Consider the following 26,414-nt stretch of genomic DNA (forward strand, 5'->3'; position numbering starts at 1 on the left):
TCGCGATCAATCGCGGGCCATGTAGCGCTGCTTCACGGCCTGGGCCAATTGCTGCGCGTTCCAGCCGAAGCGCTTCTGCATGGCCTCCTCCCAGGGAATCCCCGCCTTCACGTCCTTCACCCACGCGCCGAACTTGCGGCCGTCGGTGTGAATCAGGAAGTCCACCGTCATGTAGCCGATCGCGTAGCCGATCGCGTTGGCGCCCGGCCAGGAGCCATCCTCGTAGTTCAGCCGGAGGATCGATTGCACATCGTTGTTGCCGGCGCGGATCCATTCGAGACCCTGCGGCGTGCGATCCCCCTTGGTCGTGGATTGCGGAAAGCTCTCCGCGGCGACGTACTCCGCGTAGCCCTCGTCGGCCCAGGCGGGCAGGCGCATCGGCGAGCCGTAGCGGTGCATGAATCCGTGCGAGGCCTCGTGCACCAGCGTCGACATGAATCGGTTCGCGTCCTCGCTGCGGTAGGCGCTGACGACCACCTTGGGGCCGACCATGTGGCAGAGGCCGATCGCGCCGGGCGGCGGCTCCATGTCGAAGGCGGCCTTCTCGATGGCGCGGTAGTGCCCGTCGGTCGCGGAGACGATGACGACCGCCTTGCCGTGAAAGATGTTCAACCCGGCGGGAAGCCCGAACATCTCCGCGACGGTCTGGTACATGGCGTCCATGCGCCGGGCCAGTTCCCGGGTTTCACCCAGGGGCAGGTCGGCGTAGAGGACCCAGAAATCTCCCTCGACCATCGAGTAGCGCAGGTTCACCTGTTTCAGCCAGCGCTCCGCGTCAGCCTTCATCTCGGCCAGGGCTTCGGCTCGCTCCGCATCCGTCGCCACACTCCAGGGCTTGGCGTGCGTCGCGGCGTCCCCGGCCGCGGGCGCGCCGGCGCCGACCGTCTTGTCCTGAAAATCCTTTTCCTTGGCGATGCGGCGATCCTCGACGGCCTTGCGCCGGTTCTGTGCGACCTCCAACCGCAGGGCCTCCGCGTCATCCGCCAAGGCGCGATCGCGCTTGATGGCGTCGCGCAGCGCGGACTCGGCGAGCTTGTCGCCCCCCTCCAGAGCGAAGAGCATCCGCGCCAGCCCGAGATAGGAGCCCCCCTGCCGCCAGTCCATCAGCTTCCGGCAGAGACGGTTGGCGTCATCGGGCCGGAAATCCTTCCACGCGGCGCGGCCGAAGGTGCCCTCGATCCCCTCGAAATCCCACTTGGAAATCGAGCCTTTCACGGACGCACCGCTGACCAATTTGACCTTCCACGGAAGTGGCGGTTCCACCACGCCTTGGGCGTGCAGCGTGGAGCAGAGCACCATTGCAATAACTGTTCCCAGCAAGAATTGTGAAAATCCGCGCATCGGGCACCAAAGTACTCGGCTACCATCGTCGATGGAAGGTCAGTTCTTCTTTCACGGGACCAAATTTCAGGAGGATCGCGATGTTTGAACGTCTGACAGATCGTGCTCGCAAGGTGATGGCTCTCGCGAATCAGGAGGCCCAGCGGTTCAACCACGAGTACATCGGGACCGAGCACATCCTGCTTGGCCTGGTCAAGGAAGGGTCAGGCGTCGGCGCCAACGTGCTCAAGAACCTCGGCATCGACCTGCGAAAGGTCCGCCTGGAGGTCGAGAAGCTGGTCAAGAGCGGCCCCGAGATGGTCACCATGGGCAAGCTTCCGCAGACGCCGCGGGCCAAGAAGGTCATCGAGTACGCGATCGAGGAAGCCCGCAATCTGAATCACAACTATGTCGGCACCGAGCATCTTCTGCTGGGCCTGCTCCGCGAGCAGGACGGCGTGGCCGCCCAGGTGCTGCTGAACCTCGGCCTGAAGCTCGAGGAAGTCCGCGAGGAGGTGCTGAATCTGCTCGGCGCCGGCGGCGACAGCGAGCAGGAAAGCCCGCAGCAGGCGGAGGCCGCCGGGGAACCCGGAGCCCCCGAGGCGCCGGCCGCGCCGGGCCGCCGCGGCAAGAGCAAGACCCCCGCGCTCGATTCGTTCGGCCGCGATCTCACCGAGCTTGCCCGCAACGGCGAACTCGACCCGGTCATCGGGCGCTTCGCCGAGATCGAGCGCCTGGTCCAGGTGCTCTGCCGCCGCACCAAGAACAATCCCGTGCTCCTGGGCGAGGCGGGCGTCGGCAAGACGGCGATCGTCGAGGGCCTGGCGCAGCAGATCATCTCGCAGGAAGTCCCCGACCTGCTGCACGACAAGCGCTTGGTCGTGCTTGACCTGGCCATGATGGTCGCGGGCACCAAGTACCGCGGCCAGTTCGAGGAGCGCATCAAGGCGGTCATGAACGAGGTTCGCCGCGCCAAGAACATCATCCTCTTCATCGACGAGCTGCACACGCTGGTCGGAGCCGGCGGCGCCGAGGGCGCCATCGACGCCAGCAACGTGCTCAAGCCGGCGCTGTCCCGCGGCGAGATCCAGTGCATCGGCGCGACCACCTTCGACGAGTACCGCAAGTACATCGAGAAGGACGCGGCCCTGGAGCGGCGCTTCCAGTCGATCGTGGTGGAGCCGCCCGGACCGGAACAGGCCTACGAGATTCTCAAGGGATTGCAGGAGAAGTACGCGGCGCATCACCGCGTGGTCTACACCGACCAGGCCCTGCGCGCCGCGGTCGAGCTCTCGGGACGCTACATCCCGGGGCGCGTGCAGCCCGACAAGAGCATCGACGTGATCGACGAGGCCGGCGCCCGCCTGCGCCTCAAGACCATGGCCAAGCCGCCCGATCTCGCCGATCTCGAGACCCGCATCGAGCGCCTGAGCATCGACAAGGACGACGCGGTGAAGAACGCCGACTACGAGAAGGCCGCCGACCTGCGCGACCAGGCCGAGAAGCTGCGCAAGGAAAAGGAGAAGCTGCAGCAAGGCTGGCGCGACCGCATGAACGAGACCACCGGCACCGTCGACGAGGAGATGATCGCGGAGGTCGTCAGCAAGATGACCGGCGTGCCGCTCACCCGCCTCGCCAAGGAAGAAAGCAAGCGCTTGCTCCAGCTCGAGGCCGAGCTGCACAAGACCGTCGTCGGCCAGGAGGAAGCGGTCAAGACCGTCGCCCGCGCCATCCGCAAGAGCCGATCCGGCTTGAAGGATCCCAAGCGACCGATGGGTTCGTTCCTCTTCCTCGGACCGACCGGCGTCGGCAAGACGCTGCTGGCCAAGGCCATCGCCGACTTCATGTTCGGCGACCAGGACGCACTCTTTGCCCTGGACATGAGCGAGTATATGGAGAAGCACAATGTCTCCAGGCTCATCGGAGCGCCTCCCGGCTACGTGGGCTTCGAGGAGGGCGGACAGCTCACCGAGCGCATCCGCCGCCGCCCCTACGCCGTCGTTCTTCTGGACGAGGTGGAGAAGGCGCATCCCGATGTCTTCAACATGCTGCTGCAGATCATGGAGGAGGGACGCCTCACCGATTCCTTCGGCCGCCACGTCGACTTCCGCAACTGCATCATCATCATGACCAGCAATCTCGGCGCCGATGTCATCAAGGGCGGCTCGGCCTTCGGCTTCACCAAGCGCGCCGAGGTGCAGGACTACGAGAAGATCAAGAAGTCGCTCACCAGCGAGGTGGAGCGATTCTTCCGGCCGGAGTTCGTGAACCGACTGGACGACCTGATCGTCTTCCGGCCGCTGATCAAGGACGATTTGAACCAGATCATCGAGTTCGAGCTGGGCAAGCTCCGCAAGCGCCTCACCGAGAAGGGCATGGCCCTGGAGATCGATCAGAGGGCCAAGGACTTCCTGATCGACAAGGGCTACAACCCCGACTTCGGAGCCCGGCCGCTGCGCCGCGCGCTCTCGCAGTTTGTCGAGGATCCGCTGGCGGAGAACCTGCTCAGCGGCGAGTTCGTGGCCGGCGACGTGATCTGGGTGACCCGCGAGGATGAGAAGGAGCACCTGGCCTTCCGAGCCCAGAAGCCTGTGGCCCCGCCTCCACCCGCGACGCCAACCCCGGTGGTGTGAACGCCGCATTTCAAGTGCATGTCCAGCCGCGCCTCTTCATCGGGGCGCGGCTTTGTTTTTGAAATGGATTCCGCTCAGCGGATGCTGACCAGTTTCATGCCCGAGGGGGTCGACTCGAACTCCATCGCGGTGAATTTGTAGCTGCCTCGCAGGGTCGAATCCAATTCCGCGGAAAGGTGCGTGGCATCCCGGTTGCGGACGATGGCGTGGCCGTTGCGCAGATTGATCTGCATGCAGTTCAGGGTGGCCATCACTTCCTTCCGGTTGACGGTGAAGAAGGTCTTGAAGTACTCGAGGCCGCCGCGGTCGGCGAGATCCCGCTTCGCCTCCTCGGAGAGCAACTGGTTCCAGAGCAGCTCGTACTCCTCGTTGCGCACGCACTCCGAAACGTGGGCCACCACCTGCTCCGGAAACATGGCGCGGAGCACCACGTCGCCGTTGGCCTTGCGCTCGCGCAGCTCGATCTGCGGGGTTTCGGCCTCGGGCGCGCTGCCCGGGGTCTTCGCGGCCGCGTCCTTGCGCTCGGGTCGCTTGGAGGTGTAGATGACCCGGGTGCCGTCCGGCTTCACGAAGGTCTCGTCGGCGGCGCGGCCCGTGGCGTCCACTTCGAACTGCGGCCGGTAGCGATACTCGATCTTTTCCTGGGCACACCCGCAGATCACGGCGCCCGCCGCGAGCGCGACCGCGATCCCGCGGAACCGGCTCGGGCTCGATCTACGCCCCATCGGCCTGCGACGACGCCAGCAAGCCGAGCGCGCTCCATTGAAATTCCTCGCTGCCTTTGGCCCAGACGAAGTGCCCCGCGAGCTCGGGATCGAGCGCGGGCCGGTCGAGACGGTTGTGCGTGCCGCGGCTCTCGTGGCGAGCCAGCGCCGCCAGCACCATGAGCCGCGCGGCGGTGAGCATGTTCTGCGTCTCCCAGCCCACGGGCTCCTCGAAGACCGAGTCGAAGGCGTAGCGCCCCCAGAAGGCGAACATCTCCAGCATGTCGCTCAGCTTGGCGGAGCTCCGCTCGATGCCCACGTTGCGCCACATGGCGCTGCGCAGGCTGCTGCGGACATCCGCCAGGTCCAACTCGCCGCGCTCGGGCCGCTCCACTTCGTGCATCAGGGGGACCGGCTGCGCGGGGGAAAGGTCATCCTGCTGCAGGGCCTGGGCAACGCGCCGGCCGAAGACGAGGCCCTCGAGCAGACTGTTGCTCGCCAGGCGGTTGGCGCCATGCACGCCGGTTGCGGCGCACTCGCCGCAGGCGTAGAGCCCGGGCACATTGGTGCGACCGTGGAGGTCGGTGCGCGCGCCGCCAATGCTGTAGTGGGCTGCGGGATGCACCGGGATGCAGTCGCGCCCCGCGTCCAGGCCGAACCCCGCCAGCATCCGGGCCAGGCCCGGGAAGCGCCGGGCAAATCCGGCGGAGCCCATGCATCGGGCGTCGAGCCAGACGTGCGACTCGCCCGACTTGGCCAGGTGCCGCACGATCGCGCGGCTCACCACGTCGCGCGGCGCGAGGTCGCCCAGCTCGTGCAGGCCGGGCATGATCGAGGCGCCGTCGCGGTCGACCAGCTTCGCCCCCTCGCCGCGCACCGCCTCGCTGATCAGGTGCCGCGGCGCGCCGGCGACGTAGAGCGTGGTGGGATGGAACTGCATGAACTCCAGGTCGGTCACGGCGGCGCCGGCACGCCACGCCATGGCCACGCCGTCGCCGGTGGCAACCTTGGGATTGGTGGTCTCGCGGAAAATCTGTCCCGAGCCGCCCGTGGCCAGCACAGTGGCGCGGGCCCAGATGATCTGCAGGCCGTGGCGCGGATGCCAGGTCAGCAGGCCCGCGGCGCGGCGCCGACCCTTGCGCTGGTCCACCAGGATGTCGATGGCGAAGCAGCGGTCGAAGACGCGCACGCGCCTTTGCAAGCGCACCCGCTCGACCAGGCAGCGGGCCAATTCGACCCCGGTCGCGTCGCCATCCGTGTGCATGATGCGATTGAAGTGGTGCCCGCCTTCCAGTCCCAGCTCCGGCTCGCCGCCGGGTCCGCGATCCACCCGCATCCCCCACTTCAAGAGTTGGCGGATTTCCCCGGGGCCTTCTTCGACCAGAGCTCGCACGGCCTCCGGCTCGCAGAGCCCGGCCCCCGCTTCAAGGGTGTCCTGGATGTGGCTGCGCAGGCTGTCCGCGGCCGCCATCACCGCCGCGATGCCCCCCTGCGCCCAGGAGGTGTTCGAGAGGTCGACCGACTCCTTCGCCAACAGGATCACATCCTGATGCTCGGAGGCCTCGATCGCGGCCCGCAGTCCGGCCACGCCCGTGCCCACCACCACGACGTCGGTGAAGATCTGCGGGAGCAGCGCCGAACGAAATGGAATCAGCAGCTCTCGTTCGTGGTAGGAGTTCATTTGGACTGCGTGGACGCCGGCGCCGAGGGCTCCGCGGCCGGAGGCGCCACGGTTTCGCCGGCGAGCAATCCGTTCTCCGAGATCCGGGCCAGCCAGAGCTGACTCGTGCGGCCGGTGCCGCGCTGGCTGGTCCACATCAGGAATTTTCCATCGCGAGTGATGGCGGGCAGCAGATCCGCGCCATCGGCGCAGGTGACCCGGTGCGGCTGCGCCGGCGGCGCCGAGCGATCCGTCGGCACGGGCAGGGCCAGCAGTTCGTAGTTGTCATGCCCGACGCGGCTCGACGCGTAGACCAGGGTGGATCCATCGGGGGTGAAGTACGGGGCCCAGTTCACGGCGCCATCGTTGGTGACGGCGAGGGGCTCGCCGATCCCGGTCACCGCGCCCGCGCCGTCAAAGGCCACGTCGGCGACGTAGATCTGCAGGAGATTGTCACCCTTGCGGTCGGCGCGCCAGACGATCTTCTTGCCGTCGGGACTGAAGAAGGCGCCGCCGTCGTAGCCGGGCAGCGAGACGATTCGGGTGATTTTCTTGGTGGGCAGGTCCATCACGAAGATGTCACCCTCGCCGCTTTCCAGCGAGGTGTAGAGCAGCGTGCGGCCGTCGGGACTGGTGGAGCACTCGGCGGTGTAGGCCTTGCCGTCGCCGACCAGCGTCTTGAGACCCTCGGGATCGTTCTGCGACGCGCCCAGGTCCACCTCCACCACGCGCATCTCCGGCGGAAAACTCCAGCGGTAGTTGCGCGTGCCGCGCTGGTAGCCCGGCGTCTCCTGCTTGGCCGGCGGCGTGATCGTGCTGGCGAAGATCAGGTGGTTGGGGATGGTCGGATGGAACCAGCCGCAGGTGTTGGCGCTGCCGGGCGGACTGACTTGGCGGATGTTGCGCAGGCGGAACTCGCGCTCATGCGGGCCGAAGCTCTGACCCTGCCCCTCGTCGCGCAGGTTCGCCACGTACATGCTGTAGTACTCGCTCGCGGGGTTGCCCTCGGCATCGCGCTCGATCGCCTGAAAAACCACCTGCGTCCCATCCACATTGAAGTAGGCCTCTCCCGCCTTCACGAATCGCTCCGGCAGCGTGAGCTGCACCTGGCCACCCAGCACGGCCTCCGATTTGCGCCAGTCGATCGTGTCCTTCTTCGCCGCGGCTTCGCCACCCTTCGCGGCGGGCGCTGCAGTCGGCGGCGCGCTCGTGCCTGCGGCGCTGCTGGGTGCGGGCGAAGATTGCGCCAGGGCGCACAGGAGAAGGATCAACGATGTCATAATCCATGAGTGTACGCATCCCCGCCTCCCAATTGCATGCCTCGATCGACTTCATTTCGAGGCGTTTGGCAGGGGTTTCCCCATGGATGAACCCACCCTTTCGCACGACGGTTTCCGCGTGGTTCATGCGGCGAGCGATTTCGTCGTCCTGGAGAAGGCGTCGGGATTGCTCTCAGTTCCGGGGATTGGCCCGGCCAATGCGGATTGCCTGGCCACGCGCGTCGCGGCTGTTTTCCCGGGCGCCCGCAACGTGCACCGCCTGGACCAGCACACCAGCGGGCTCATCGTGATGGCCCTGAATGCCCAGAGCCATCGAGCGCTGAGCATGGCCTTCGAGGCGCGGCGGGTGACGAAGGCCTACCACGCGATTGCCCTCGGGCACGCGCAGACCGACGAGGGCGAGATCGATCTTCCGCTTCGCAAGGAGGCGCTGGGCTCGGCTCGACAGATCGTCTGCCACGAACAGGGCAAGGCGAGCCGGACCCGCTGGCATGCCGAAGCACGGCTGGAGTTCGTTCCATCGTCGGTTGCTTCTTCGAAGGCCCCCTGCCGGTGCACGCGCTTTCGCCTTGAGCCCATGACGGGCCGCAGCCATCAGCTTCGGGTTCATCTCGCCTCCATCGGCCACCCCATTCTCGCCGACGAGTTGTACGCGACGGAAGTGGTGAAACGTGCCGCGACACGGCTCTGCCTTCACGCCACCGAGCTCGCATGGGGCGAATTCAAGTTCACGGCGCCGCATCCTTTTCACTGACTTGAAAAGCGTCAGGCGTCCGAAATCGAATCCGCGGCGGAGGTCGAAAATCCTGCGCCATGCGCCCGCAGATAGCGGCCCAGCGCCATCAGCGGGAAATAGAGCCGGTAGAGGTGGTAGCGCAGGTAGAAGACACGGGGGAATCCCGTGCCGGTGAATTCCGTCTCGCGCCAGGAGCCCGCTGGATCGCGATCAGGGTTTTTCTCAGGATTTGTCGCGTCCCTTTCGCTCAACTGCGTCTTCGCAAGCCACACCAGCGCCTTCACAAGATCCGGATCGTCATGGCCGAAGATCTCCTGCAGGATCATGGCTCCCCACGCGGTCTGGCTGGCGGTGCTGACGCCTTGCCCCTTGAGCGTGGGGTCGATGTAGCTGTTGGCACTCTCGCCGAAGCTGCCGTCGGGCTTCTGCACGGACTTGATCCAGGCCCCCGCTCGCGCGATCCACTCCTCGTTCGGCGACACGCCGCAGCGGATCGGGCCGATCACGGCCTGCCATGTGCCATAGATGTAGTTCACTCCCCAGCGGCCGAAGAAGCAACCCTCGGGCTCCTGACGGCTCTTGATGTACTTCACCGCGCGGCGCACCGCGGGATGGTCGACCGTGATGCCGTGCCAGCTCAGACATTCCAGCACGCGCCCCGTGATGTCGGGGCAGCTCGGATCCTGGATCGCGTTGTGGTCGGCGAAGGGAACGTACTCGTAGACCTTGCGGTCGCGGGTCCGGTCGAAGGCCGCCCACCCGCCATCGTCGTTCTGCATCGCCAGAGTCCACGCCACGCCGCGCGCTGCCGCCGATTGATTGGCCGGTCCGCCGATCCGCATCAGCGCCATGCTGACCATCGCCGTGTCGTCCACGTCCGGGTACCAGGCGTTGGCGTATTCGAAATACCAGCCGGCCGGCGCCGTCGAGGGGGCGGTGTTTGCCGCCCAATCCCCGAGAAATCGGCACTCCTTGCTGCGGAGCCAGTCGCCGGCACTCGCTGCGGAGGCATCCTCCACGGTGCATCCGCAGTCGGCCAGCGCGTAGAGCGCAATACCCGTGTCCCAGACCGGGCTGAAACAGGGCTGGATGCGGATGCGCTCGCCCTCCTCGATGAAGAACTCGTCGAGCTCGCGCTCGGCGCGAACCACCATGGCGTCGCTGCGCCGAATCCCCAGGGCGTGGAAAACAATCTGGATGTAAACCATGGGCGGAAAGATCGCTCCGAGTCCGCGGGTCGGCGCCGGCTGATCCTGCCCGCAGCGAGTGGCGCTCCACCGAAACGCAGCGGCGATGGCACGGCGGCGCAACGAGGTTCCGAAGATGCGGTGAGCCACTTTCATCGCGCGGTCGGCGCCTAGAAAGAACGTCCGCCAGCCCCAGGGCACGTCCGAGCGCATCTTCAGCCGGTGTCGCGCCCTCCCGTCCACGAACAATTCGTCGATGCCCTGCTCGGGAGCCAGCGCCCGCGTCGGGCGAAGCGTCGCCACGATCGCCAGGGGCAGCAGCATGGTCCGGCTCCAGGCGCTCATCTTGCTCATGTGGAAGTAGAACCACTTCGGCAGCCAGACGATCTCCGGCGGGATCGCGGGCACCGCGCTCCAGGAGATCTGCCCCAGGCAGGCCAGGTAGAAGTTGGAGAAGCTGTTGCAGTGCTCGGCGCCGCCCATGGCCCGCACCACATCGCGGGCTTTGCGCATGTGGGGCGCCTCGGGGGAATCCCCGAACAATTTCAGGCAAAAATAGCCCTTCACCGTGGCGCTCAGATCGACGTCGGAGCCCGGGTACTGCCCCCATCCGCCATCCTCGCGCTGCTGGCTCCGAAGTTGCCGGACGATCTTCTGGAGCGTCTGCGCCGACCGGCCGTCGACCATCGGCGCGGCCTCCTGGCCCAGGATCCATTTCATCAGCAGGTATTCGCTCTGCAGGATGGAATCCCCCTCCAGCTCGGCGCACCAGTGGCCATCCGGCTTCTGCAGCGAGCGCAGCGCGGCCAGCGCCGCCTCGGCGCAGGTCCTGAGCGAGCGCATCGAACCGCTTTCGATCGTCGCGGGCTCGGCAGTCGCAGGGTGCGTGGACATGAGGATCGAAAAGTATACCACCCGCCTCCATGCGCTTCGCGGCGCGGACTTTCAAATGGCGTATGCTGGCGCTCAACGCAAGGAGATTCCATGTCCAACATCGAAACCCGTCTGGAGCAGCTCGAACTTCAACTTCACCTCGTCCGGAAGCAGCGTCGCCTTGAGCGCCGCATCGGAGCCGCGGTCGCCGCGATCCTGGGCGCCGCCACGCTCGCCGGTTTCGCGCGGCCCATGACGCCCGAAGTCATTCAGGCGAGCCGCCTCGAAATCCTGGATGCCGAAGGCAAGATCTCCTGCCTGCTTTCCAGCTCGCCCTCCGGCGGCCAGTTGGATGTATGGGCCAAGGGCGGCGCCAATGTCGCGAGGCTTTCCTCCAGCGAATCCGGGGGCGATCTGGCCCTGTGGAACACTGCGGGGAAACCCGTGGCCGGTCTCTTCGCCAACAGCACCGGAGGACGCGTAGAAGTCACCCGCGGCGATGGGCAGATCGCCGCCTTCCTGGAGGCGACCAAGGATGGTTCGAATTTCACGCTGACCCGCAGCGGCTCCGAGGACTCCGCGCTGCAGTTGATGGTCGCCGCCGATCGCTCCGAAGGCCTGCTCAACCGTCCCAACGGAAAGCCGGCGCTGCGCTTCGGCGTGAATGAGAAGGGCGCGGCCTTCAGCGTGGTCGGCGACTCCAGCAAGGAGGTCGCCTACCTCGGCTCCGACACGAAGCAGGCCGGGCTGCTGCGCCTCGCCGGCGCCGATGGCGCCACCGCGATGGAAGGCGGAGTGGGCGATGGAGGCGGCGAACTCGCCATCCGCGAAAACAACGGCGCCGGCGGATGTGTGCTGGGCAATGTCGCCGGACATGGCGGCTTCGCCGAAATCCGCAATCACGACGGCAAGGCCGCGGTCTCGCTGGAAGTGCAGGAGAACCTCGGCGGACGCGCCACCGTGCGGACCGCCGTCGGGCAGATCGCCGCACTCATGGATCAGGGCAAGGATGAGAGCGGCACGGTGCAGATCTACGCCGGCGCCACCCGCGTCGCGGCCCTGGGCGGCGGCTCCACGGGCGGGCTGCTGAATCTCTTCAACATGAAGGGCAAGGCGGTGGTCGTGGCCGGCGCCGCATCGGACGCCGATGGCGGCCTGATCAGCCTGCGCAACGCCAGCGGTCAGCAGACCATTCGCGCCGCCGCCGAGCCGAGCGGTGAAGTGGCCAGCTATTCCAGCGACGGCACCCGCAAGCGCGTGCTCTCCGCTCCGTGATCCAGCGCGTCCGAACGATGACCGCACAGGAATCGCGCGTCAATCTGCGCTAAATCGGCCGCGCATCAATTGCGCTTGAATTGAAAGCTCACGCCACCGGCGTGAAAGTCGCCCCGGATTGGACGTAGAAATTGACCATGTCGCCGGCGTTGAAATCAGCGGCGCTCTGTCCATCGAAGGGCTCGACCCACACCGGTACAACCACGTCGCAGAGCAGGCGGTTCTTCCCGAGATCAATGCTCAGCACCCGGCCCTGGACGATGCGCGGATGGCCGTAAATCGGCTCGATGAAGGAGCCTCCCGCCGATGCCTTGTGCATGCGCAGGGCCTTGAGCTCGATCACGCCCTGGATCCGCTTGCCCGGGTGCACATTGGTTTTCCCGTTGCAGGTGAGGTGGAGTTGATACTCCGTCGATGGAATCGAAAGAATGATCTTGTCACCGTCATGCTGCTGAACGACGGCGCGGGCAATGTCGCTTGCGGTGCTTGGCATGGCCGCGAGTCTAGCGGCCCGCACCGCGCATCGCCAAGAAGTTCGAGAGCAGCCTCGGCCCGTCCGGGGTGAGGAAACTTTCCGGATGGAACTGGACTCCCTCCAGCGGAGCCTCCCCGGCGCCAGCCTTGCGGCGGATACCCATGATCACGCCATCCTCCGTCTTGGCGCTTACCTCAAACTCGTCCGACAGGGTCGCGGGATCGATGACCAGCGAGTGGTAACGGGTGGCTGGAAAGGGATCAGGCAGGCCCTGAAAAACCCCGCGGCCATCGTGGTGGATCAGGCTGGTCTTGCCATGCATCGGCGCGTCGGCGCGGCGCACCGTCATGCCGTGGCAGGCGCCGATGGTCTGATGCCCAAGGCAGACGCCCAGGATCGGAATCCGGCCGCGGAAATGGCGCACGAGCTCGGCGCTGGCGCCCGCTTCCTTGGGCGTGCAGGGTCCCGGCGAGATCACCAGATGAGTCGGCTTCATGGCCTCCGCTTTCGCGGCGTCGATTTCGTCGTTGCGCACCACTTCGACCCGCAGCCCCGGGCTGGCCTCCTGCATGCGGTGCACCAGGTTCCAGGTGAACGAGTCGTAGTTGTCGATCAAAAGAACCACGTCACGATGCTAGCGAGGCCCCGCACTGCGGTCACCACCGTCGCACGCCATCCTCGGCGCATCGCACTCGTTCACTTCGTCAGGCGGCTTCTTCGGCCGTGCCCGCCACGCCGTCGCGCGTCACCAGAAAGAGAGCGCTGGTGATCGGGTACGGGAGCCGCTGGTAATCGCGGCCGATGCGCTTGGAGATGCGCTGGACGAATTTGGGCGGATTGCAGGTCATGGCCACGAACATGTCGCGGGCCGGCGTGGCGACGAAGAAGTCGCCGCCCAGTTGCGGCGCCAGCTTGACGTGCAGCGTGTCCAACAGCAAGCGCGCCGCGTCGTAGCCATCCTGCAGGGCGACGATCGCCGCCTTGCCGCCATCCTCGGTCTCAACGACGCGCACCTTCAGCTCCGGCGCGTAGCGGGCCAGATTCTCGCGGGCGAGCCGCTCCAGGTCGTCCACCTGAACCCCCCAGCGCACCATCTGCTCCACGGTCACGCTCACGGTGACGTGGGGCATGTCGATCACGAAGACGATCACGGTGTCGTTGACGAAGGGAATGTGGGCCACCTGCTCGCGGTCCAAATGCTTGAAGATGCTCTCAGGTTGGATGCGCGGCATGATGCGCTTGCGCACCAGGGAGAAGGGCATCGACATGCCGCCGACGGAATCCCCCTCCATCAACTTGTCGATGTAGCTCTCCACGATCTGATCAGCCCGCGCCGGGTCCTGCCGGGCGATGCGCCAGAGATTTTCCAGGCCGAGGTGGCGACCGTCGATGACCAGGTCCATCGGACCGGCGATCTCGAACTTGCGCTCCGGCCACTTGCGAAGGAACAACCGCTTCACAAAGCCTCCAAAGTCCTCTGGATTCTTGGGAAATGCTTCCATGTCTCTGCCTCCTCGATTGGTCCACCTCATTCGGGTCCGACTCGGTCGGCCCTCACGATGCCTACGGTGCATTACAGTTTTTGTACTGTCGGGTGAATTATCGAAAAATCCCTAAAATTGGTGGTCATGCCACACCGAATAAACGTGCTGGATTCGTTTTTCGCCCACCCCCACCGGCGCCTGCTGCTGATCGGGGGGCCATGCGTTCTGGAATCCGACGCGATCAACCGGCAGATCGGCGAGACCCTCCGCGACGCCTGCCGGGAGCTGGACATGGGATTCGTCTTCAAGGCGAGCTTCGACAAGGCCAACCGGTCGAGCGTGAAGAGTCCGCGCGGCCCGGGGATTGCATCGGGGCTTGAGCGGCTGTCAAAATTGCGCGATGCACTGGACGTGCCCGTGACCACCGACATCCACGACGCGAGCCAGTGCGAGCTGGCCGCCAAGAGCGTCGACATGCTGCAGATCCCCGCCTTCCTCTGCCGCCAGACGGACCTGCTGCTGGCCGCCGCGGGAACCGGCAAGGCGGTGAACATCAAGAAGGGCCAGTTCATGAGCCCCGCCGAGATGGGCCATGTGCTGGCCAAGGTGCGGGCGGGCGGATGCCGCATGGCCATGCTCACCGAACGCGGCACGACCTTCGGCTACAACCGGCTGGTGAACGACTTCATGGGCATCGGCGACCTGATGGATTTCGAGGTGCCCATTTGCTTCGACGCGACCCACAGCACGCAGCTTCCCGGCGGCGAGGGGGAGCGCACCGGAGGTCGACCGGAGCGGGCGCCGCTGCTGGCCAAGGCGGCCGTGGCCGCGGGCGTGTCCGCGATTTTCCTTGAGTGCCATCCCGAACCGGCCAAGGCCCTCAGCGACGCGAGCACCATGCTGCCGCTGTCGAGCGTGCCCGCGCTGCTCAAGACGCTCGACGCCATCCGGCGGGCTGCCAATGGATAGTCCGCTGCGAAAAGTCTTCCACGCCTCGCTGAGTTTTGGCCCGCTCTGGTCTACACTGGGGACATCATGAAGTGCGATCTCTGCGACAAGCCCGCGCTGGTGCACGAGGTGGTCATTCAAAATGGGAAACGGGTGGAGATGCACCTCTGCACAGAGCACGCGGCCGCCAAGGGTTATGTGCTGCCCACGGTGCCGGTGATGCAGATGCTGCAGCAGTTCGCCTCGACGGGAAAGGCCATCAAGGCCCAGAAGTCCGCGGCGCGGCGCTGCGAGGCATGCGGGCTGACCTTCGCCGAGTTCCGCCAGACCGGCCGTTTCGGTTGCGCCGCCTGCTACGACGCCTTCATGCCCTCGGTGGCGGCGATCATCGAACGCGCCCAGTCCGGCGCCGTGAGCCATCGCGGGCGCACACCGAAGAGGATCGAGGGCCAGGCCGACCGCGCCGCCATACGCCGCCAGTTGGTCAAGGAGATCGAGGCCGCAGTCGCTGCTGAACAGTACGAACGCGCCGCCACGCTGCAGGGCCGGCTGCACCAGCTTGGCATGAAGACGAATCCCGCAGCGGATCCGCCCACCGAATCATGAGCGACGCCGCAGTCAAAACTCTCTCCGACTCCGACGTCGTGGTGAGCGTGCGGATTCGCGTGGCGCGAAACCTTGCAGGCTTCCCCTTCACCGGCCGCGCCAGCGACGCGCAGCGCCAGGAGGTGCTGCAGATGGTGACGCATGCGCCGCTGGGCGGTGCTTTCCCCAACGGGCTGGCGTGGGTCAACATGAACCAGGCCTCGGCCCAGGAGCGCCAGCTTTTGGTGGAGCGCCATCTGGTCTCCAAGCACTTCGCCGAGAGCACGCTGCCGCGGGCGCTGGGCCTGGGCCACTCCGAAGAGCTCGGCGTCATGGTCAACGAGGAGGACCATCTGCGCATCCAGAGCATTCTGCCCGGCTCGCGCCTCAACGACGCCTTCGAGCTGGCGCGCTCCTTCGACCAGGCGCTGGAGGAGACCGTTGATTTCGCCTTCCATCCGCGCTGGGGCTACCTGACGGCATGTCCGACCAACGTCGGCTGCGGCATCCGCCTGGGCGCCATGCTGCACCTGCCGGCGCTGCGCTACTCCGGCGAGATCGAGCGCGTCAAGCGCGCCGCCAAGGACTTGCACCTGGCGGTGCGCGGCTACTACGGCGAGGGCACCGATGCGATCGGCAATTTCTACCAGGTGAGCAACCAGGTGACGCTGGGCGCCTCCGAGGAGGAGCTGCTGCAGCACTTCCGCGACGAGGTGATCCCCAAGCTGGTGGACTACGAGCGCACCGCGCGGCAGATGCTGCTGGAGAAGAACCGCCCGCTCATCGAGGACAAGGTCTACCGTGCCCGCGCCACGCTGAAGGTGGCGCGGCTGCTGGGGGCCGAGGAGGCCACGAAATTGCTTTCCACGCTGCGGTTCGGCATCTCCACCGGACTTCTGCACAATCTCACCATCGAGCGCGTCGAGCAGCTTCTGCTGCAGGTGCAGCCGGCCCACCTGGCCCAGATCCATCCCTTCGCTGCGGAGGAGGAGAATGGCCGGCTGAGCCGCGCCCTGCTGGTGCGGCGGGCCCTGGGCGATTACGTCGAGGGCAGCCCGGAGAGTTGATCGGCGCTGGCCGCAAAGGCGATGTCCTTCTCGGTGATGCCGCCCGCGTCATGGGTGGAGAGCGTAAGCGTGACCTTGTTCCAGCGCACCAGGATGTCGGGATGGTGCTGCACGCGCTCCGCGGCCTCCGCAACGCTGTTGAGGAAGTGCATGCTCCCCACGAAATTCTCGAATTGGAAGGTGCGCTGGATGGCGTCGCCGTTCTGGCTCCACTGCGGAAGCTTGGCCAGACGGGTGTCCACCTGGCGCTGGGAAAGTTTCTTCATGCCGCCGGCATTTTACTCGTTCCCGGGAATGGGATGTGGCTGGAAACAAGCCCAAAAGTTTCGCCGCTAGACTCGCGTGACATGCTGGTCGACGACGACGCCCCCTCCGCCCGGCCCCCCCAGCGGATTCTTTTCGCCGCGTCGGAGTCGAGCCGGACACGGGCCGAAGCCCTTGCCGCGGAGTTCCCCGGGCTCCTCGGCTTTCGGGCAGAGATCGAGCGCGGAACGATCCCCGAGGCTGCGGGCCGATTGAGTCCACGGACGCAGGCGGTGGTGCTTCTGATCCAGCGGCACGAGGAGATCACCGGCCTTCCGGCCCTCTTTGACGGCGTTGAAAAACTCGGCGTTCCCCTGCTGATTTTGACCGATGACCCGCTGGCGTCGACCTTCCGTCTCACCTCGTGGAACACGCTGCCGATGTCGAAGTCCCCCGAGGTGATCGCAGCCATGCTCCGCGGGCAGCTCTCCCGGCAGACGGAGATCGCCGCCCTGCGGCAGAACCAGCGCGGCGCCGAGGAGCAGGCCGAGGAGCTGCAGGGAGAAGTCTCCCGGATGCGCGACGAACTGCATCTGGCCGGACAGGTGCAACGGGAATTCATGCCGCGCAACCTGGCCGCCTTCTCCGGCGGCGCAGTGGCGGCGCTGTGGAGACCGATGGCCTATGTGGGCGGGGACATCTACGACGTGCGGCGGCTCGACGAGCACCACGTCGGGCTCTTCGTCGCCGATGCGGTCGGGCATGGCGTGCCGGCGGCGCTGTTGACCATGGTGATCGCCCGCGGGCTTCCCTCGAAGGAGATCATCGGGAAGACCTACCGGATCATTCCTCCGGGCGAGGCGCTGGCCTGCGTCAACCGGGAGCTGCTCGCCCGCGAGGGTCGCGTCTCGAAGTTCGCCACCGCGATCTACGCCATCATCGATCTGCGCACGCGCGCCATGCGCCTGGCCGTGGCGGGCCATCCCCCCGCCGTCCTGCTGCGCGGCGACCGCGCCATCGAGCTCGCGGGCACCACCGGCAAGGCGCTGGGCGTGTTCGACGGCGTGGAGTGGCCGGAGATCGAATTGCAGCTCGAGCCCGGAGACCGCGTGCTGCTGCACTCGGATGGATTCGAAGCGGCCTTCCCGGATCCGCCTGAAAAACCCGTGCATTCCCAGGACGTCGCCCCCGCGTTCCTGGAGGAATTCCGCGCGTTGCTGGGAGTGCCTGAACCCGCCGCGCTGGTCGAGCGCATCGAGCGCCGGCTCGATCAACGGGCGATGAACTCCGGCGCCGGCGGCTCCTTCGCCGACGACCTGACCCTGGTGGCCTTCAAGGTTTCGTAGCCGCGCTCGGCACGCCGAGCTGCTGCATCTGACGCTTCACTTCGTCGGCGACCATTCGCGCCATCGGGTCCGCCTCCAGATTCACCCTCGCGCCGCGCAGCTTTCGCGCCAAGGTGGTCTTGGCCAGCGTCTCCGGAATCAGGGCAACCTCGAACCAGCCCTCGCCTTTGACCGCGATGGTCAGGCTCACGCCATCCACGGCGATGCTGCCGCGCTCGTGCAGCAGATGGTCAATGGATTGCGGCGACTCGATGCGCGTGCGCCACTGGCCATTCGAGCGGTCGACTTCCACGACTTTGGCGCTGGCGTCGACATGCCCCTGCACGACATGGCCGCCCATCAGGGAATCGGCGCGCAGCGCCCGCTCCACATTCACCGGGTCGCCAGCACGCAGATGGCCGATCGTGGTGAGCTGCAACGTCTGCGGCACGACGTCGAAGGCCAGCGCGCCGCGATCGATCCGCACCACGGTCAGGCAGCAGCCGTCCACGCAGATGCTCTCGCCAACCGTCGGATTCGGCGGCCAGGCGCCGCACTCGAGCGTCAGGGTTTTGCCGTGCGGCGCCGCCTCGATGGACTTGACCGGCACCACATGTTGAACGAGACCTGTGAACACTTTGGAAGGCTCCGGGCTTCAGGGTTGGCGCACATTGGCCTGCGCCGCGGGAGCGTCGCTGGTTCCTTCCGACATCGTGACGATGGTCGAGCCCGGGTAGTAGCGGGCCAGGATAGCCTGCGGGGACTTGCCCGCCTTGGCCATGGTCTCGGCGCCATACTGGCACATGCCGGCGCCATGGCCATGACCACGGCCATCCAGCAGGAGCCGGCCACTCTCGACGCGCGGCTCCAGCGCCGAAGATTTCAACGAGTCGCGCGAGCCATCGGCGCCGCTGTTGACCGCGATGCGGAAGTCCTCGGCATCCCACGCGAAACGCTTGCCGCTCTTGTCGACGACCAGGAAGGACATGGGCCGGTTGGCGGGATTGCGCTGGGCCACGGTGAAGCTCTTGATGCCGTTGATGGGACCCAGATCCTTGCGGCCCGCCTGCCGCGACCAGGCGTTCATGCGGTCCGCGGTCTCCGAGGCGGAGAAGGAAGCCTGCCACTTGGAGGTCGGCGATTTCTCGCAGCACTGGGTGCGCATGCCGCGCGCCGAAGCGCCGATTGTGAGCGGCGCGATCTTGGTCCAGGTGCCGTCGCGAATGGAATCGACCGCAGACGAAGGCTCGCCGCCGCAGCAGCTCGAGTAGTAGGCGGGCACGACGCGCCCGTCGAAGACCAGGTACTGCCCGCGCGTGGTGCGGACCGCGTCAAGGCTCTTGGCGTCGGTGGTGGCCCCCACCCACGCCTGACTCGCCTGCCCGGCCACCACGTCGAAGTGACGGCGATTTCGCCACCACTCCATCTCGCACGCGGCAAAGCTGCGGGCCGCGATCGCCTGCGCCTCGTAGGCGCCCTGATGCCAGCCCTTGTAGAGCTCCTTGGCCAGCACGCCGGGCAGGTACGTTTCCAGCGGCACCGTGAAGACCAGATCGGCCGCGCCGCTGTCGGCTTCGGTGCGACGCGCGATCGTCGCGTCACCCGGATAGGAGGCGCCGCCGTATTGGATCCCTCCCGGCGCATTCTGCGGCGCCTTGACCTGGAGCGATCCGCCCTCCTTCAGTCGAAAGGTGGATGCCTGCGCGGTCCCGTTGGCCTCGACGATGCGCCAGCCACCATCCGCGGGAGAGGCTGCGATCGGCGTTCGAAAAGTTCGTCCCTGCTCCGCGCTCTCGCCCTTGAGCCAGAGCCACCCCGAGGGATGAGAAAGCACCACGGGTTCGCTGCGCAGCGACGCCACCCGGACGCGGATGTTCGGCTCGGCGGTCGGCGGCAGCGGACGCTCCTGCGGCGGCGGCAGCTTCGGCTTGCCCGGATCCTCGATGACGCGAAGATCCCCGGTCGAGGCCGTCGTCGCAGTGCCGTCGACATTTTTTTCAAGCGGGCTGCCGGGCAGCGCCGTGCGCGATCGCGACGGCGCGGGAGTTTCGCAGCCGCTGGGAAGCGTGACGTAGCCCCACGCGACGATGACCACCGCCGCGATCGCGGCGAGGAAGCGGACCGCATGCGCGGGAGGCTGCCATCCGGGGTTCACCATCGAGAAGGCTCCTTGGCCGCCCCGCGGCGGCTCGACCTCACTCCAGCGTGCGCAACGACAGTCCGTGCTCGGCGAGCCGCTCGTGGATCTCCACCAGGCTGGTGGCGCCGAAGTTCTTCACGCCCATCAGCTCGGCCTCGGTGCGGGCGGCGAGATCGCCGACCGTCTGAATGCCCAGCAATTGCAGGGCCTTGCGGCTGCGGATGCCCAGGTTGAGCGCGCCGACCGAGAGGTTCAGCACGCCGTCGGCGACGGTGCCCTTCATCTTCTCCAGGACCTCGCCGCGGACCTTGTCGTAGTGGCCGCGATCGAGCTGCTGGCCCAGGCGCAGGCCGCGGGCGGTGAGCATCTGCTTGATCTCGACCAGGCTGGTCTCGCCGAAGTTCTTGTAGGAAAGCAGCTCCGCCTCGCCGATGCGCAGCAGGTCGCCCAGCGTGCGGATGTTCATCTTCTTCAGGCAGTTGCGGGCGCGGATGGAGAGCTCGAATTCGGCGACCGGCAGGTCGTACATCGCCTCCTCGCGCCCCTTGAGGCGGGCCAGCTCCTCGTCGTAGAGCATGTTCTTGCTGGCCTGCACGTCGCGCAGGAAGAGCCGCGCCCGCGGATGGTTCGGGTTGGCCTCGATGACCTTCTGGATCAGCTTGCTGGCGCGGGTGAACTGCGCCGCGTCCTCGAGGAGGACGGCGAGATTCAGGAAGGCATTGATCGGCGGATTGGGCAGCCGCGTGCACTCCTCGTAGGTGCGCATCGCGTCGTCGTCGTACCCCAGGTGGTCCTGCATGCGGGCGACGTTGAAGAGTGTGGTGGCCGTCCGGTTGGACTGGGCGGCGCTCTTGTAGGCCTCGAGGGCCTCGAAGAACTTGCCCTCGGTTTCGAAGCTCTTCCCCTGCTTGAGGAAGGCGGCGGAGGCGGCGGGATCGGAATTGGCGGTGATGAGAGTGTCGAGACCGTTGTTTGGCATGGGGCTCCAGAGGAAAATGGGTGGCCGGGCAGTCTAACCGTGAACCGGGTTTGATTCCAAGAGGCGGGATCGGGGCCGCGGGCGGCTAGATCTCGACCAGGACCATGTCGCCCGCCACCTTGGAAGGCGTCGGGGGAGCATGCAATTCGGTGGCGAACTTCTCCAGGCCGCCGACGCGGGCCATTTCGCTGCGGACGGCGGTCGCGTTGTAGGGCCGGCTGGCGGCTCCGGCCCGCGCGGCTCGGAGATCCAGCGCGATCTGTCCCTCGCCCTTGGCGAAATCCAGGGTCACGATCGCCTTCTCGAATCCCTGCAAGCGCCCCTTGGCGTTCTCGAAGCTGCCGGCCTTCTCGGTCCAGGTGGCGCCGGGCAGCGTGACCTCGGCACTGGCGCCCAGCGGTCCGGGCAGCGTGTCGATCAGAATCACGTTCACGCCGGCGAGCGCGGATTGCAGCGCGGGGGTCGCCCACTCGCTGGGATAGTTCCCGGTGACCACGGCCGCGGCGATGCTCCTGGATGCCGCCACTCTCTCGAAGCCCGCGGCGTCGAGCACCGAACGCCCCTTGGCCAGCGCCTCCAGAACGCGGCGCACGCCGCGCGCGTTGGGGGCCTTCTCGGCGCACATCGTGAAGCCGCCGGGAAAAGTCTTGTCCTGCCCGAGGACGGGGATCGGCCCGACGGCGAGCTCCGCCTTGGAATCGATCGAGAGCATGAAGGAGGCCAGGAGGTAGGCGTCCTCGCAGGTGAGCATCGGACTGACCATGAGGCCGAGGCGTCCGCCGCTCTTGGCCGCGCCCTCCAGATGCTCCACAGTCTTTGCCAAGGCGTCGTCCCAGGCCTGGCCGGCGTCATCCGTGGCGTAAGCCTTGCGCCCCTTGATGGAGGGAATCCGCAAGCGATCCTCGCGGTGCACGAACTTCCAGCCGTAGCGCACCTCGTCGGTGATCCACCACTTGTTGACCTCTGGGTTGTCGCGCGGCTTCACCCGGTAGATGCGTCCGTTGTTGTGCTCGATGCTGATGTTGTCGCCGCTGGCGGTGATGCCGTCGATTCCCGGGGTCTTGGTGAGGAACCAGACGCGCTGCTGGAAGAGGAAGTCCTTGTCGAGGAGGGCCCCGACCGGGCAGATGTCGACCACGTTGCCGCTGAGTTCGTTGTCCAGCGCCACGCCCGGGAAGACATCGATTTCCTCCACGCTGCCGCGGCCTTCCACCAGCAGCTCGGCCGTGCCGGTGACCTCGCGCGTGAAGCGGACGCAGCGCGTGCACATGATGCAGCGGTCGCTGTAGAGCAGCACGTGCGGTCCGACATCCTTCTTGGGCCGCTTGTTCTTGGATTCCTTGAAGCGGCTCTCGCCGCGGCCATACTGGTAGCTGTAGTCCTGCAGATGGCACTCGCCCGCCTGGTCGCACACGGCGCAGTCCACCGGGTGGTTGATCAGCAGGAACTCCATGACCGCCTTCTGGTTGCCGACCGCCTTGGGCGAGTCGGTGTAGACCACCTGCCCCTCCATCGCGGGGGTCTGGCAGGTCGGGAAAAGTTTGTTGCCCGCGCGGAGTGCGCCGGTCTTGGGATCGGGGCTCCACACTTCGGCGAGGCAGATGCGGCAGTTGGCCACGATCGAGAGCCCGGGGTGGTAGCAGTAGTGCGGAATCTCCTCCTGATGGCGGAGCGCCGCCTGCAGAATGGTCTCGCCCTTTTCGAAAGAGCACGTCTTGCCGTTGATGGTGAGCTGAGGCATGTGTGGAATGGCTCGGAATTCTGGAAGCGGGAGTCTAGTCAACAAAAATAAACGCGTCCGCGGCTTTGGGCCACGGACGCGTCAACGGGGGAGTGTCCGATTGCCGGGGTTTGAATTCATTTCCATCAAAACCCTGCGATATTTATTTCAAACTTCCCTCGTCCGGCGCGCTCGGTACAGAGCGATCGCCCTCTCTTTTCCCTCACCTACATGCCGGATTCACTTGATGGTGCATCCTGCGGGGTATCCGCACCGGCGCCGCCCAGGGTTGCAGCGGCCCTTGGGAAATGCTGATCTTTCAGGGCTTTTTTGCCTGCGCACACGGAAGCGCGGCGAGGATTCCCCGTGAATTTACTGAGATGTTTTGGAACCGCCCGTCAATTCCTGGTGGGAGAGGTCTCAAGTTGCAGGCGGATCTCGCCGGGCAGCACCTCGATGTCCCTCACCTTGACGCGCCGCCCGTCGGCCAGGCGGAACTCCGAGTCGCGCAGCGAATCAAAGAGATCGGTGGGCCGAAAGGTCGAGACCAGAAAGGCCGGAATCGGCAGCCGTCCGATGGCCGCCGAAGCGGTTTCCAGGTTCACCTTGCCCCCGGCGGAATCGACGTGCATCTTCGGCGCGATGGCGACGCTGCCCACGCCCCAGGAATTCTCCGCGGCAATCTCCATGTGGTCATCGAGACAGCGCACCTGAACCTTGCCCACTTTTTTCGCCAGGTCGGGATGTTCAAACTCGAGCCATTTCGGCAGGCGCGAGGCCAGCCATTCGTTCATGTCGTTCTCCGAAATGCGGATCGCCCAGACCCGATCCTCTCCGCGCACCTTGGTGAACTGCGCCGCGAGGGCCTGCTCGAAAAACGCCGAGCGTTGCTCCATGGCGGCGTCGGGAACCAGCGCCGCCCGGAGCCAGCCGGGCGGAAGGGTCGAGAGCCAATAGAGGATCGCCCCGATCATCGCCATCGCCCCGGCGCAGATCATGACCGGCAGCCGTCGACGCTTCTTCATCGCATGGACCCGCGGAAGGAGCGAAGTCGCGTCATCACGGCGCGCCGTATCGGGTGACCACGAGCGTGTCGTTCTGCCCGCCGAAGCCGAAGGAATTGCTGATGCAGGTGTCGACGAGGCAGGGACGGGCGGTGTTGGGGACGTAGTCCAGGTCGAGGGCGGGATCCGCGTCGTGCAGATTGCGCGTCGGCGGCAGCATGCGCCGCTGAATCGCCAGGATGCAGGTCATGAACTCCACCGCCCCCGCCGCCGCGATGAGATGCCCCATCATGCTTTTGATGCTGCTCATGGGAATCTTGCGGGCGAGCTCGCCGAAGACCACCTTGACCGCGCGGGTTTCGATCGAATCGTTCTCCTTCGTGCCCGTGCCGTGGGCGCTGATGTAATGAATCAGCGGCCGGCCATCCGCACCGATGGCGGCGGGGTTGATGCCCGCTTGCTTCAACGCCAGATTGATGGCGGCGGCGGCGCCTCGCCCCTCGGGCTGGATGTCGGTGATGCGAAACGCGTCGGCGCTGGAGCCGTAGCCGATCACCTCGGCCAGCGGTGTCGCTCCGCGGGCCAGGGCGTGTTCGAGCTTTTCAAGAATCACCATGCCGCTGCCTTCGCCCATGACGAACCCGTCGCGGCTGAAGCAGAAGGGTCGGCTCGCCATGGTGGGATCGCCCTTGAATGTGCTCAGCGCCGTCAAGCGGTTGAAACCCATGACGCCCAGCGGATGGATCATGGTGTGCGTGCCGCCGGACATCATGATGTCCGCGTCGCCGTGGCGAATCATGCTGAAGGCTTCGCCGATGGCCTGCGTGCTGGCGGCGCAGGCGGTGAGGCAGTTCGACGCCGGGCCGCGAATGCCGAACTCGCGGGCCAGATGGGCCAGCGGCATGTTGGCCTCCTGCTCGATCTCGCGCAGACGGTCGAGGCGCTGCAATCCCGCCTTCGCCCAGCGCACACCATCGACTTTCTGCTTGGCGGCGTCCCACGCGGCGAGCATCGTGCCGGCGTAGTTGTCAAAATCAAGCACGCCTTCTCCGGCTCCCAGGTAGAGCCCGATGCGACGGGGATCCTTCGGAGGCTCGCGGTCAAAACCCGCCTGGTGCCAGGCCTGGCGCGCCGCGCCAAGGGCGAATTGCGAATTCAATCCGGCGGTGGCGTGCACCTTGGGATCAAGGACGAATTTGCGATAGTCATAGTCCGGCTTCACTTCCGCGGCGAAGGTCGTGGGGAAAGTCTCCGCCTTGAAATGCGTGATCGGCGCCATGCCGCTCTCCGACTTCATCAGCCGGTTCCAGACCGTGTCGACCGAGTGGCCGAGGCTGGTCACCCATCCCATGCCGGTCACCACCACGCGCGTGCCGCTCATGAGATCCTCCGTAGAACGACGGCGGCATTCTGTCCGCCCAAACTTGACGTGGTCACGACGATGGTCTTCAGTTTCGCATCGCGGGCGGCAATGGAGCCGGCGTCGACGCCCCCCTGCCTGCCGCCGTTAATCCGCGCCGGCAGCTTCTGCGACCGCAGGCACATCACCGCCACGCTGGCGGCGAGCGCGCCGAATCCCGCCCCGCAATTGCCCGTCGCCGGGGAGATGGTGACCAGGGGAATCTTCGCCAGGCTCGCGCCGAAGGCACGCGTCAAGCCGGCGGCCTCGCCCGCGTCGATGCCGGGCACGCCGCAACCAAAGGGAACGATGGCGTCGATCTCGCCCGGTTTCACGCCGGCCTCGTCCATCGCGGCCTCGATGGCCTGCGCAATGCCGGCGCCATCCGCCTCGGCGACGACTCCGATGGTGTCCTCGCACCAGCTCTGGCTCGCGCCGAAGCCGGCCATTTCCACCTCGATCTTGGCTCCGCGGGCGCGGGCGCTTTCAAGCTCCTCCAGCACCAGGATGCCGCCGCCCTCGCCGGCGATGCCGCCCGTGGCGTCGGCATCGAAGGGTCGGACGACCTTCGAGGGGTCGTCGTTGAGTGACGCCGTCGCCAGGCGCCCGGCGTAAAACTGGCGCAGCACGCCCATCATGTTCACCTTGCTTTCCGCGCCGCCGGAAAGGCAGCAGATGGCGGAGTCGCGGCCGATCACGCGCATGCTCTCGCCGAGGGAGAGCAGCGAGCTCGCCTCGCCGCAGGTGATCGTGTTGGAGGGGCCCTGGCAATCATGAATGATGGAGACATGGCTCGCCAGCATGTTGGGCAGATATTTCAGCATCCACAGCGGCGTGATGTTCTGGATGCCGCTCTCGCCCCACTTCACGATGTCGATCTCGCCATCGGCGGTCTGGCTGGTGGCCAGGGCCATGGTCAATTCGTTTTCCTCGGCGGCGATCAAACCGGCACCGACATGGCAGCCCATCCGATCCGGCGGCAGCGTGACCTTGCCGTCGGCGGGCTCATGCGACTTGGTGATCAATCCCGCGTCCTTGACCGCTTCAAAGGCGGCCGCCACCGCGAGCTCGATGTCCCGCGCCATCACCTTGGTGGCCTTGCGGTGGCCCTTGGGCACGTATTGCTTGATGTCCATCTGCTCTGCCGGCAGCTGCGCCACGAAGGGGCAGCAGAACCCGCTCATGTCGAAGGTGTCGCACAATCGCGCCCCGGAACGCCCTTCCATCAGGGCTTTCCAGAGTGATTCCATCCCCAGCCCGACCGCGGATGCGGTCCCGATTCCGGTGATGACGACTCGGCGATCCTTGCGGGACATGAAAGGGAGAATGTACCCAAGTTGGGCGGGCTCTGCGGCGATGAAGCGCTGGCGGGCGCCG

Annotated in this window: 23 protein-coding genes; 7 read left to right on the forward strand and 16 right to left on the reverse strand. The window is 66.4% G+C overall.

The window, feature by feature from the left end:
• Positions 1 to 6: 6 nt before the first annotated feature.
• A complete protein-coding gene (locus K8R92_11195; protein MCE9620454.1) occupies positions 7 to 1,299 on the reverse strand; it encodes a hypothetical protein in 1,293 nt (430 codons plus the stop codon).
• 122 nt (positions 1,300 to 1,421) lie between these two features.
• Between K8R92_11195 and K8R92_11200 the strand changes: the two genes are divergently transcribed.
• Positions 1,422 to 3,953: an ATP-dependent Clp protease ATP-binding subunit gene (locus tag K8R92_11200; protein MCE9620455.1), complete on the forward strand. Its 2,532-nt coding sequence runs from the start codon at positions 1,422 to 1,424 to the stop codon at positions 3,951 to 3,953.
• 74 nt (positions 3,954 to 4,027) lie between these two features.
• On the opposite strand, the gene K8R92_11205 is transcribed toward K8R92_11200, so the two are convergent.
• The 3 genes from K8R92_11205 to K8R92_11215 are packed head-to-tail and all read right to left on the reverse strand — an operon-like array spanning position 4,028 to position 7,597.
• Positions 4,028 to 4,615: a hypothetical protein gene (locus K8R92_11205; GenBank protein MCE9620456.1), complete on the reverse strand. Its 588-nt coding sequence runs from the start codon at positions 4,613 to 4,615 to the stop codon at positions 4,028 to 4,030.
• 52 nt (positions 4,616 to 4,667) lie between these two features.
• Positions 4,668 to 6,338: an L-aspartate oxidase gene (gene nadB / locus K8R92_11210; protein MCE9620457.1), complete on the reverse strand. Its 1,671-nt coding sequence runs from the start codon at positions 6,336 to 6,338 to the stop codon at positions 4,668 to 4,670.
• A complete protein-coding gene (locus K8R92_11215; GenBank protein MCE9620458.1) occupies positions 6,335 to 7,597 on the reverse strand; it encodes a hypothetical protein in 1,263 nt (420 codons plus the stop codon). Before K8R92_11215 ends, nadB begins: the two co-directional genes overlap by 4 nt.
• An 82-nt stretch (positions 7,598 to 7,679) precedes the next feature.
• On the opposite strand from K8R92_11215, the gene K8R92_11220 reads away from it, so the two are divergent.
• Complete coding sequence (locus tag K8R92_11220) at positions 7,680 to 8,351, forward strand: RluA family pseudouridine synthase (protein MCE9620459.1); 672 nt, start codon at positions 7,680 to 7,682, stop codon at positions 8,349 to 8,351.
• An 11-nt stretch (positions 8,352 to 8,362) separates the two neighbouring features.
• Here the strand turns inward: K8R92_11220 and shc are convergent, their stop codons facing one another.
• A complete protein-coding gene (gene shc / locus K8R92_11225; protein ID MCE9620460.1) occupies positions 8,363 to 10,414 on the reverse strand; it encodes a squalene--hopene cyclase in 2,052 nt (683 codons plus the stop codon).
• Positions 10,415 to 10,504: 90 nt separating this feature from the next.
• Between shc and K8R92_11230 the strand changes: the two genes are divergently transcribed.
• Positions 10,505 to 11,668 carry a hypothetical protein gene (locus tag K8R92_11230; GenBank protein ID MCE9620461.1) on the forward strand — a complete coding sequence of 388 codons (1,164 nt, stop codon included), beginning with the start codon at positions 10,505 to 10,507 and terminating at the stop codon, positions 11,666 to 11,668.
• A gap of 88 nt (positions 11,669 to 11,756) precedes the next feature.
• Here the strand turns inward: K8R92_11230 and K8R92_11235 are convergent, their stop codons facing one another.
• The 3 genes from K8R92_11235 to K8R92_11245 all read right to left on the reverse strand — a co-directional run bounded on the left by K8R92_11235 (position 11,757) and on the right by K8R92_11245 (position 13,645).
• Positions 11,757 to 12,161: a hypothetical protein gene (locus K8R92_11235; GenBank protein ID MCE9620462.1), complete on the reverse strand. Its 405-nt coding sequence runs from the start codon at positions 12,159 to 12,161 to the stop codon at positions 11,757 to 11,759.
• Between the two features lie 10 nt (positions 12,162 to 12,171).
• Positions 12,172 to 12,768 carry an aminodeoxychorismate/anthranilate synthase component II gene (locus K8R92_11240; GenBank protein ID MCE9620463.1) on the reverse strand — a complete coding sequence of 199 codons (597 nt, stop codon included), beginning with the start codon at positions 12,766 to 12,768 and terminating at the stop codon, positions 12,172 to 12,174.
• 79 nt (positions 12,769 to 12,847) lie between these two features.
• Positions 12,848 to 13,645: a DUF1444 family protein gene (locus tag K8R92_11245; protein ID MCE9620464.1), complete on the reverse strand. Its 798-nt coding sequence runs from the start codon at positions 13,643 to 13,645 to the stop codon at positions 12,848 to 12,850.
• A 126-nt stretch (positions 13,646 to 13,771) separates the two neighbouring features.
• Here K8R92_11245 and kdsA point away from each other — a divergent pair, with 126 nt between their 5' ends.
• The 3 genes from kdsA to K8R92_11260 all read left to right on the forward strand — a co-directional run bounded on the left by kdsA (position 13,772) and on the right by K8R92_11260 (position 16,227).
• The gene (gene kdsA / locus K8R92_11250) at positions 13,772 to 14,596 is read left to right on the forward strand and encodes a 3-deoxy-8-phosphooctulonate synthase (GenBank protein ID MCE9620465.1); all 825 of its coding nucleotides are present in this window, start codon (positions 13,772 to 13,774) and stop codon (positions 14,594 to 14,596) included.
• A 66-nt stretch (positions 14,597 to 14,662) separates the two neighbouring features.
• A complete protein-coding gene (locus K8R92_11255) occupies positions 14,663 to 15,181 on the forward strand; it encodes a hypothetical protein (protein MCE9620466.1) in 519 nt (172 codons plus the stop codon).
• Positions 15,178 to 16,227 carry a protein arginine kinase gene (locus K8R92_11260; GenBank protein ID MCE9620467.1) on the forward strand — a complete coding sequence of 350 codons (1,050 nt, stop codon included), beginning with the start codon at positions 15,178 to 15,180 and terminating at the stop codon, positions 16,225 to 16,227. Before K8R92_11255 ends, K8R92_11260 begins: the two co-directional genes overlap by 4 nt.
• On the opposite strand, the gene K8R92_11265 is transcribed toward K8R92_11260, so the two are convergent.
• The gene (locus tag K8R92_11265; protein ID MCE9620468.1) at positions 16,200 to 16,493 is read right to left on the reverse strand and encodes a 4a-hydroxytetrahydrobiopterin dehydratase; all 294 of its coding nucleotides are present in this window, start codon (positions 16,491 to 16,493) and stop codon (positions 16,200 to 16,202) included. The two genes, K8R92_11260 and K8R92_11265, sit on opposite strands and share 28 nt — an antisense overlap.
• Positions 16,494 to 16,574: 81 nt before the next feature.
• Here K8R92_11265 and K8R92_11270 point away from each other — a divergent pair, with 81 nt between their 5' ends.
• A complete protein-coding gene (locus tag K8R92_11270) occupies positions 16,575 to 17,816 on the forward strand; it encodes a serine/threonine-protein phosphatase (GenBank protein MCE9620469.1) in 1,242 nt (413 codons plus the stop codon).
• Here the strand turns inward: K8R92_11270 and K8R92_11275 are convergent.
• The 7 genes from K8R92_11275 to K8R92_11305 form a co-directional block, all read right to left on the reverse strand.
• The gene (locus K8R92_11275) at positions 17,803 to 18,432 is read right to left on the reverse strand and encodes a riboflavin synthase (GenBank protein MCE9620470.1); all 630 of its coding nucleotides are present in this window, start codon (positions 18,430 to 18,432) and stop codon (positions 17,803 to 17,805) included. The genes K8R92_11270 and K8R92_11275 overlap by 14 nt on opposite strands.
• Positions 18,433 to 18,450: 18 nt before the next feature.
• Positions 18,451 to 19,953, reverse strand: coding sequence for a SpoIID/LytB domain-containing protein (locus K8R92_11280; GenBank protein MCE9620471.1), 1,503 nt, complete (start codon positions 19,951 to 19,953; stop codon positions 18,451 to 18,453).
• A gap of 37 nt (positions 19,954 to 19,990) precedes the next feature.
• Positions 19,991 to 20,914, reverse strand: a complete 924-nt coding sequence (locus K8R92_11285) for a hypothetical protein (protein ID MCE9620472.1) — start codon at positions 20,912 to 20,914, stop codon at positions 19,991 to 19,993.
• A gap of 85 nt (positions 20,915 to 20,999) precedes the next feature.
• A complete protein-coding gene (locus K8R92_11290; protein MCE9620473.1) occupies positions 21,000 to 22,655 on the reverse strand; it encodes a (2Fe-2S)-binding protein in 1,656 nt (551 codons plus the stop codon).
• Positions 22,656 to 23,032: 377 nt separating this feature from the next.
• Positions 23,033 to 23,659, reverse strand: coding sequence for a hypothetical protein (locus tag K8R92_11295; protein ID MCE9620474.1), 627 nt, complete (start codon positions 23,657 to 23,659; stop codon positions 23,033 to 23,035).
• A 34-nt stretch (positions 23,660 to 23,693) separates the two neighbouring features.
• A complete protein-coding gene (locus K8R92_11300) occupies positions 23,694 to 25,019 on the reverse strand; it encodes a beta-ketoacyl-[acyl-carrier-protein] synthase family protein (protein ID MCE9620475.1) in 1,326 nt (441 codons plus the stop codon).
• On the reverse strand, positions 25,016 to 26,353 hold the full coding sequence (locus K8R92_11305; protein MCE9620476.1) for a hypothetical protein: 1,338 nt from the start codon (positions 26,351 to 26,353) through the stop codon (positions 25,016 to 25,018). Before K8R92_11305 ends, K8R92_11300 begins: the two co-directional genes overlap by 4 nt.
• Positions 26,354 to 26,414 lie beyond the last annotated feature (61 nt).

The organism is Planctomycetota bacterium (genome assembly GCA_021414025.1).
Classification (GTDB): Bacteria; Planctomycetota; Phycisphaerae; order Phycisphaerales; family SM1A02; genus SYAC01.